Annotated in this window: 9 protein-coding genes and 1 pseudogene; 3 read left to right on the top strand and 7 right to left on the bottom strand. The window is 72.9% G+C overall.

The window, feature by feature from the left end:
* Positions 1-182: pseudogene (locus Q1K57_RS12825) on the top strand (tRNA dihydrouridine synthase DusB); the annotation flags it as partial.
* Here Q1K57_RS12825 and Q1K57_RS12820 read toward each other — a convergent pair.
* Positions 183-1,004 (bottom strand): hypothetical protein, encoded by an 822-nt coding sequence (locus Q1K57_RS12820; protein WP_300083289.1) that lies wholly within the window; start codon positions 1,002-1,004, stop codon positions 183-185.
* A gap of 87 nt (positions 1,005-1,091) precedes the next feature.
* Between Q1K57_RS12820 and Q1K57_RS12815 the strand changes: the two genes are divergently transcribed.
* Complete coding sequence (locus tag Q1K57_RS12815) at positions 1,092-2,210, top strand: HD domain-containing protein (protein ID WP_300083287.1); 1,119 nt, start codon at positions 1,092-1,094, stop codon at positions 2,208-2,210.
* Here the strand turns inward: Q1K57_RS12815 and Q1K57_RS12810 are convergent, their stop codons facing one another.
* The 6 genes from Q1K57_RS12810 to Q1K57_RS12785 are packed head-to-tail and all read right to left on the bottom strand — an operon-like array spanning position 2,211 to position 6,287.
* Positions 2,211-2,921 (bottom strand): hypothetical protein, encoded by a 711-nt coding sequence (locus Q1K57_RS12810; protein WP_300083285.1) that lies wholly within the window; start codon positions 2,919-2,921, stop codon positions 2,211-2,213.
* Positions 2,922-2,931: 10 nt separating this feature from the next.
* Positions 2,932-3,624, bottom strand: coding sequence for a hypothetical protein (locus tag Q1K57_RS12805; protein WP_300083283.1), 693 nt, complete (start codon positions 3,622-3,624; stop codon positions 2,932-2,934).
* Complete coding sequence (locus Q1K57_RS12800) at positions 3,621-4,229, bottom strand: hypothetical protein (RefSeq protein WP_300083281.1); 609 nt, start codon at positions 4,227-4,229, stop codon at positions 3,621-3,623. The genes Q1K57_RS12805 and Q1K57_RS12800 overlap by 4 nt, the downstream gene beginning before the upstream one ends.
* Entirely contained in the window at positions 4,226-4,921 is a 696-nt protein-coding gene (locus tag Q1K57_RS12795) for a hypothetical protein (RefSeq protein WP_300083279.1), read from the bottom strand. The genes Q1K57_RS12800 and Q1K57_RS12795 overlap by 4 nt, the downstream gene beginning before the upstream one ends.
* Positions 4,918-5,496: a hypothetical protein gene (locus Q1K57_RS12790; protein WP_300083277.1), complete on the bottom strand. Its 579-nt coding sequence runs from the start codon at positions 5,494-5,496 to the stop codon at positions 4,918-4,920. Before Q1K57_RS12790 ends, Q1K57_RS12795 begins: the two co-directional genes overlap by 4 nt.
* Before the next feature lie 32 nt (positions 5,497-5,528).
* Entirely contained in the window at positions 5,529-6,287 is a 759-nt protein-coding gene (locus Q1K57_RS12785) for an ABC transporter permease (RefSeq protein ID WP_300083275.1), read from the bottom strand.
* Between the two features lie 60 nt (positions 6,288-6,347).
* Between Q1K57_RS12785 and Q1K57_RS12780 the strand changes: the two genes are divergently transcribed.
* Positions 6,348-6,772 (top strand): CHC2 zinc finger domain-containing protein (locus Q1K57_RS12780; RefSeq protein WP_300083273.1); only part of this gene is annotated, 425 nt, incomplete at its 3' end.

Below are 6,772 nucleotides of genomic sequence, written 5' to 3'. Positions count from 1 at the left end.
TCGACGCCCTCATCGCTCAGGTGGATGCGACAGCCGGTTTCCCGGTGGCTGAGCTCGGCACGCCGCGCGGACGCCAAGGGACGCCGCGCGACAAGGTCACGCTGCCGTACGGCTGGCTCGACAGCAGGACCCTCGGCGATGCGGATCTCTCCGCCGCCGAGTCGGACGCCTCGGGCGGCTGATCAGGACAGGTACGGCATCATCGCCATGATCATGGCGACGAAGGCGATCATGGGGGCGAGGACGCCGAGGATGATGCCGCCGAGCCCGTAGCCGCGGCCGGCGCGGCGGACGAACGCCACGATGCTGAGCACCCAGCCGGCTATGCCACCCAGCGTGGCCAGCAGGCCCAGCATCACCGTCGGCGTCATCTGCGCCTGGAACTGCTGCACGTAGGGATTGGAGGGGTCCATCTCACTGGCCGCCTCCGTGCCGATGACCTGCGAGAGCTGGCCGACGCCGTCGCCGAGCTGGAAGCCGGAGACGCAGATGAGGATCGTCATGAGCGCCACGAGGGCCAGCCCGAGGATGCCCAGCAGAGGGCCGCGCTTCTCGGGCTCCGCGTTCCACGACTGGTTGTAGGCGGCGTACGGCGACTGGCTGGCCGGCCACGTCTGCGGGTAGGCCGGATCCTGGGCCGACTGGGCCGACTGTGGATAGTTCTGCTGGGGGTAGCTCTGCTGCGGGTAGCCCGGATACTGCTGCTGGCCGTAGCCCTGGCTGTAGTCGTAGGACTGCTGCCCGTAGCTTGGCTGCCCGTAGCTCTGCTGTCCGTAGCCCGGCTGCCCCGACGCCGGCTGCTGGCCGTAGTCGGCGCCCTGCTGCGGGTAGGCCTGCTGCGCGCCGGGCTGCGGGTACTGCTGACCGTACCCCTGCTGGGCACCCTGGTCGCCGTAGCCCTGTTGCGGCGTCTGCTGACCGTAGTAGGGGTTCTGTTCGTAGGGCGAGGGCTGCCGCTGCGGATTGGTGTTGTCGTCGGCGGGGCTGGGCGTCTGATTGGTCATGATCATCCTCATCACGCTGGTCGGGGCCTCACTCATGATAGGTGCGCCGCGGTTGGTGGTCGCGGCGGCGTCCGAGAAGATGGTCCCATGAGCGACGCGCTGAACCCTCGAGCCATCGCCTGGGCGGCCACCATGCATGGCCACGCCGGCGAGGGCGTGGTGCGTGCCCACGCCGACTCGGCGGCGTCGCTCGAACCCGGCCGGCCATTGGGGCGCCTCGCCCGCGAGGAGCGGGAACGCCTCCTGCTGCGCCCCGAGGCGGCGTTCAGCCACGAGGCCGGGAACCGCGCCGTCCCTGAGGAGCCCGACATCGAGCGCACGTGCTTCGAGCGCGACCGCGACCGGATCGTCCACTCCACCGCCTTCCGGAGGCTGGCCGGCAAGACGCAAGTGGTCGTCCACCCGTCCGATCACGAACGCACCCGGCTCACGCACGCCCTCGAGGTCGCCCAGGTGGCCACCTCGATCGCGCGCGGTATCGGCGTCAACGTGACGCTCGCCGACGCCATCGCGCTCGGCCACGATTGCGGTCACGGGCCCGGTGGGCACGCCTCCGAAGATGCCTTCGACGCCTTCCTACCGGAGGGATACGACCACGGCCCATGGGGCGCTGACGTGGTTCTGACGGGGCTCAACCTGTGCAGCGAGACGCTCGACGGCATCCGGAACCACTCGTGGTCGCGGCCGGCACCAATCACCGTCGAAGGCGAAGTCGTCAGTTGGGCCGACCGGATCGCCTACTGCGCCCACGACCTCGAGGACGCCGTCGCCGCCGGCATCGTGACCCTCGCCGATGTGCCCGCCGAGATCGTCGAGGTGGCCGGCCGGACGCGCCGCGAGCAACTGGCCACGTTCATCCGGGCCGTCATCGGGACGGTGGCGCGCACGGGCGTGGTCGGCATGGACGCCGATGCCGCCGCCGCCCTCGCTGCGTTGCGCGCCTTCAACTACGAGCGCATCTACACCCGCCCTGAGTCGCTGGCCCAGTCCAACGCCGTCATCGCCGTCCTGCACGCTCTCGTCGAGTTCTACTGCGAGCAGCCGGGCGCGATGCCCGCGGACTTCCAGCCGGGCGGCGACGATCCTGTCCGTTTCGCGGTCACCTACGGGGCCGGCATGACCGATCGCTACGCCTTCGACCAGGCCGTCGCCCTCCTCGGCTGGGATCCCGACCGGCTCCCGCAGGGCATCGGTCGCGTGGGCTGATCAGTCCTCGCGCGCCCAGACCGCCGGGTCCTCCGGCTCGCGGTAGGTCTCGATGGGGGCGGACGCCGCCGGTGCAGCCTCGTCGTCTCCGGGAGCGGTGGGCTCGGCCTCGTCGAAGACGGGCCCGGGTGGGGGAGCCGGTCGCCCGCGTCCGCGGAGCCACCAGCCGGCACCGATCCCGGCCAAGAGCACCCCGGCCGCTCCCACCACCGTAAGCACCCAGGGAGGCGGCCCGGGGTGCCGGGCACCCACGACGAGGAGGCCCTCTGACTTGAGGACTTCGGGATCGGTCAGGCGGACGGTGTTGCTGCCGGCTTGGCTCCCTGGTGGCGAGAGCAGGACAGGTCCGGGGAAGGTGATCGTCAGGTCGACCGTCGTGAGCGGATCTGGGGTCTCGCTGAAATAGGACCGCTGCAGGAGGATCGCCACGCGTTGGTCGCCGACGGCGCTGGCCCCCAGGAGGTAGACGGAGTCCCAGTTATCGGGTTGGTACGGTTCGGTCATCGCCAACCGGCAGCGTGTGCGGCCGTCGGGCAGCGTCGATTGGGTGACGTGTGTGGACCCCTGGCAGAACCCGGTATCGGTCGAGTCGATCGTGAGGTCGTAGGTGACGCTGTCGGGCGCGAAGTCGATCGTCCCGGACACGTCGCACCCGGCGAGGCAGAGGGCTGCGGCCATGACCCCGGCTGCCAGCCCGCGCGGGTGCTTCATGAGGCCCACCCTAGGGCCGATCGGGGTCGGGGGCCCACGCGGCGGGGTCCTCCGGCGGGTCGTCGCATCCGACCGGCTCGACCAGCGGGGAGCCCCGGCCACCGGGCTCGTCGACGACCCGACGACTGTCGCCACGCGCGCGACGCCACGCTGCGACGGAGAGGGTGCCGACCAGGCCGGCCGCGGCGGCGCCGAGGCCCCACAGCACCGGCCCGAGGTCGGCCGGCGTCCTCCGTGCGACCGCGACGAGGCCGCGCTGGGCCATGGAGTCCGCATCGGTCCAGCGGACGGCGGCGGCGTGGATGTCACCGTTGGCGGCCGACACCTCGGCGGGGAACACGACGGTGAGGTCGAGCGACTCGAGGTCCTCCGGCCAGGGGATCTGCTCGCGGAGCGGCCAGCCGCGGACGGTGGCGAGGTCGCCCGCGACCGTGACCGAACCGAAGTCGTTCTCGAGGACGCCGTTCGCCAGCGACGCGGCCCCGGTGTAGTGGCAGGCCACGCGGCCGTCGCCGCGGTTCTCGACGGTGGCCACCGACCGGACGGCGAGAGACGGGCACCGGGGGACCGCGCCGGCCCGGATGACGGCGGTCACGTCGAAGCCGACCTCCTCCTCAGAGACGGTGAGCGTGCCCGACACATCGCAGCCCGCCAGCGCCACGGCGAGGGCGGCGGCGCCGAGCGCGGCCGCGGCGCGCCTCACGGCGTGCCCCTCGGCCGGCCGTGAGCCCGGCTCCGCAGGGCCAGCCCCGCGAGGGCGAGCGTGAGGCCGACGACGAGGCCTCCCGCGGCCCACGCGAGGGCGGGAGGCACGCCGGGGCGCCGGCCGGCCACCAGGGTCAGCCCTTGGGCCCGCACGGCGCGCGCGTCGAACACGACCACCCCCGTGCCCGTCACCCGCGCGCCCTCGCCGGCGATGCGGACGGCGCCGGGGGTGCGCACGGTGAGGTCGATGGCGGTGAGACTCTCGACGCCGCCCGCGGAGAAGACGCTTGCCGGCACGGTGACGAAGAGGGTGCCTCGCTCGGTGACCGTGTATCGGTCGAGGAAATGGCGGGCGCGCGCGTCAACCGAGTCGTCGCGCAGGGTTCCGGTGAGGCGGCAGATGGGCGCCCCGTCCGCCGTGGTGCCCACCCGTTCCAACACCAGATCCGTGGGTGCGGCGACGCAGTTGGGGCCGCTGCGGGTGACGAAGGTGAGGTCGACGACGGTGGCGTCGGTACCAACGTCGACCGTGCCGGACACCTCGCAGCCGGCGAGCGCGAGCGCCGCGGCGCCCACGCCGAGGGTGGCGACGAGGCGTCTCACGAACGGTCCTCCGCCCAGACGGTGGGGTCGTCGGCCGGGGGCGCTTCAGTGCTGGGGCCGGGATCCGGGTGGGCAGGGGCGGCGGGGACGGCGTCCGGCCGCGCGGAACGGCGACGGAGCAGGCCGAGCCCCGCGACGACGCCGAAGCCTGCGGCGGCGCCGCCGCCGGCCCAGGCCCACGCGGGCACCGCCCAGCCGGAGGGACGGGCGACGATGAAGAGACCGTCGGACTGGGCGGCGGCGTAGTCGGTGAAACGGACCGTGTTGCCGCTCACGCGGCCGTTCGCGCTGGCGGCCTCGACCGGTCCCGGGAGGGTGAGCGTGACGTCGAGGGTGCCCTCTGCCTCCACCTCCCACCACGTGTTCTGCGGCTCGAAGGCGGCCCAGACGAGGTCGCTGCCGACCCCGCCCTGGCCCAGGGGACCGTTGAACTCGCCCTCCGCGACGGGGAGCGTTCCGGTGATGCGGCACGCGCGCCGCCCGTCGGCGTCGGCCGGGGCCAGGTCGAAGGTGAGGGTGTCCAAGCTGGCCATGCCGCAGAAGTCGTCCTCGTCGATGCCTTGGACGAGGACGAGGACGAGGTCGACGGCGACCCGATCCGCTCCGATGTCGACCGCGCCCGAGACGTCGCAGCCGGCGAGCGCGAGCGCCGCGACGATCGCCCCCGCGATCCTGAGCGCGCGCCCTCTCATCGCCGCCCCTCGGCGCCGGCGCGCGACCTGCGACGCGTCCAGATGCAGCCGAGCGCGGCGCCGGCAATGAGGCCGCCGAGGCCGGCGAGCGGGGCGACCGGGACCGGCGGGCGGTGGTCGGCGACCACGACGATCCCGTGCTCGGCGAGAGCGGCCGGATCGGTGTAGCGCACCGCGTCGCCGGAGACCGTCCCCGCAGCACCGGCCGTCCGGACCGGGCCGTCGAACGTGAGCGTGACGTCGAGCGACTGCGGGGCGCGCGACCGGAAGGCGGAGGCGGGGATCGCGACGATCGTCTGGCGCGCGTCCTGGGTCGCGAAAGGGCTCACCAAAGCGACGTAGCTGCTCGACCGGCAGGGGAGCGATCCGCTGATGTGGCAGGAACCGTCGGGCCGCGCTTCCGCAGCCAGCGTGGACCGGAGCGCCTGCGCGGTGCAGGCGAACCCCGGACGGGTGAGAGTGAGGTCGACATCCACAGTGGAGGCCCCGAAGTCGAGCGTCCCCGTGGCCTCGCAGCCGCACAGGGCCACCGTCGCGGCCACGACGCCGGCCGCCTCGAGGGCGCGCGATCTCATGCAGCCAGCCTAACGGCCGGGCCTTGTGCCCCTCACAGGTGCAGGACGCCGCGCAGGTCGTCGGGGACGATCCGCGTGCGCGCCACGAACCACCCCATCAGGGCCACGGTGCACGCCTGCCCGGCCATGATGCCGATGAGGACCAGCACCTGCGCTGCGCCGGCCTGCAGCGGCGACCCGCCGCCGAGCAGGACGCCGATGAACGCTCCCGGCAGGGTGACCAGCCCGACGGTCTTCGTCTGGTCCAGGTTCGGGACCAGCCCTTCCGCGATCACGGGGTCGGTCACCTCGCCGATGGCCATCGGCCGCTCCATGCCCAGCGCGAGACCCGCCTCGTAGAGCCCCCGCTTGTCGCGCAGTTCGGCGAACAGACGGCGTCCGGTGAGGGTGTGAGCGGTCATCATGTTGCCGGTGACGATGCCGCCGAGGGCGACGATCGTGGTGCCGTTAAGCGGGGCCGCGCCGGTGAGGAACACGGTCAGCATCACGGGGACGATCCCCACGAGCAGGGCCGCGGCCGTCCACGGCCAGCAGGAGCGGACCTTGACCCGGCCGGTCGTGGTCCACACGGCGATCGCGAACATGAGCAGCCAGAAGGCCAGCCCGCCCCACACCGTCTGCACGGCTGCCGCGACGACGAGCGAGACCACCGCCAGCTGGGCGATCGCCCGCAGGGCTGCCACGACCTGTTCGCGGGCGATGCCGAGGCGACCCACGATCGAAGCGACGACCGCCAACGCGATCAGCAGCACGAGCGCGACGACGAGCCCCACCCCGAGATTGACGGTCACCCCAGCACCCTAGAAGATCCTGCGGCGTCCGGACGCCGCCGCGCGGCTAGACTGCCGCGCATGGCTGGGCGGATCCATCCCGAGGATCTCGAGACGGTCCGCGAGCGCTCCCGGATCGACGAGATCGTGTCGGCCTCCGTCCAGTTGCGGCCGGCCGGCGGCGGTGCCCTGACCGGCCTGTGCCCCTTTCACGACGAGAAGACGCCGAGCTTCCGGGTGACGCCCAGCAAGGGCTTCTACTACTGCTTCGGCTGCGGCGAGGGCGGCGACGTCATCAGCTTCGTCCAGAAGATCAACAACATGGGCTTCGCCGAGGCCGTCGAGTTCCTGGCCGACCGCTGCGGCGTCCAACTGCGCTACACCGAGGGCGACGGCGGGCCGCGCCACGAGCCGGGTCTGCGGATGCGCATCCTCGAGGCCAACGCGGCGGCCGCCGAGTTCTTCGCCGCCGCGCTCGCCTCGCCCGAGGCCCTCGAGGGGCGGCT

The sequence above is a fragment of the Propioniciclava sp. genome (genome assembly GCF_029977985.1).
Classification (GTDB): Bacteria; Actinomycetota; Actinomycetes; order Propionibacteriales; family Propionibacteriaceae; genus Propioniciclava.
The sequence above is the reverse complement of the archived record's forward strand: the minus strand, read 5'-3'. Positions and strand labels throughout refer to the sequence as shown.

Bases quoted from the DNA above. Each gene is read 5' to 3' on its own strand.
- Q1K57_RS12820 (WP_300083289.1), bottom strand. From the start codon at position 1,004: ATGACCAATCAGACGCCCAGCCCCGCCGACGACAACACCAATCCGCAG.
- Q1K57_RS12815 (WP_300083287.1), top strand. From the start codon at position 1,092: ATGAGCGACGCGCTGAACCCTCGAGCCATCGCCTGGGCGGCCACCATG.
- Q1K57_RS12810 (WP_300083285.1), bottom strand. From the start codon at position 2,921: ATGAAGCACCCGCGCGGGCTGGCAGCCGGGGTCATGGCCGCAGCCCTC.
- Q1K57_RS12795 (WP_300083279.1), bottom strand. From the start codon at position 4,921: ATGAGAGGGCGCGCGCTCAGGATCGCGGGGGCGATCGTCGCGGCGCTC.
- Q1K57_RS12790 (WP_300083277.1), bottom strand. From the start codon at position 5,496: ATGAGATCGCGCGCCCTCGAGGCGGCCGGCGTCGTGGCCGCGACGGTG.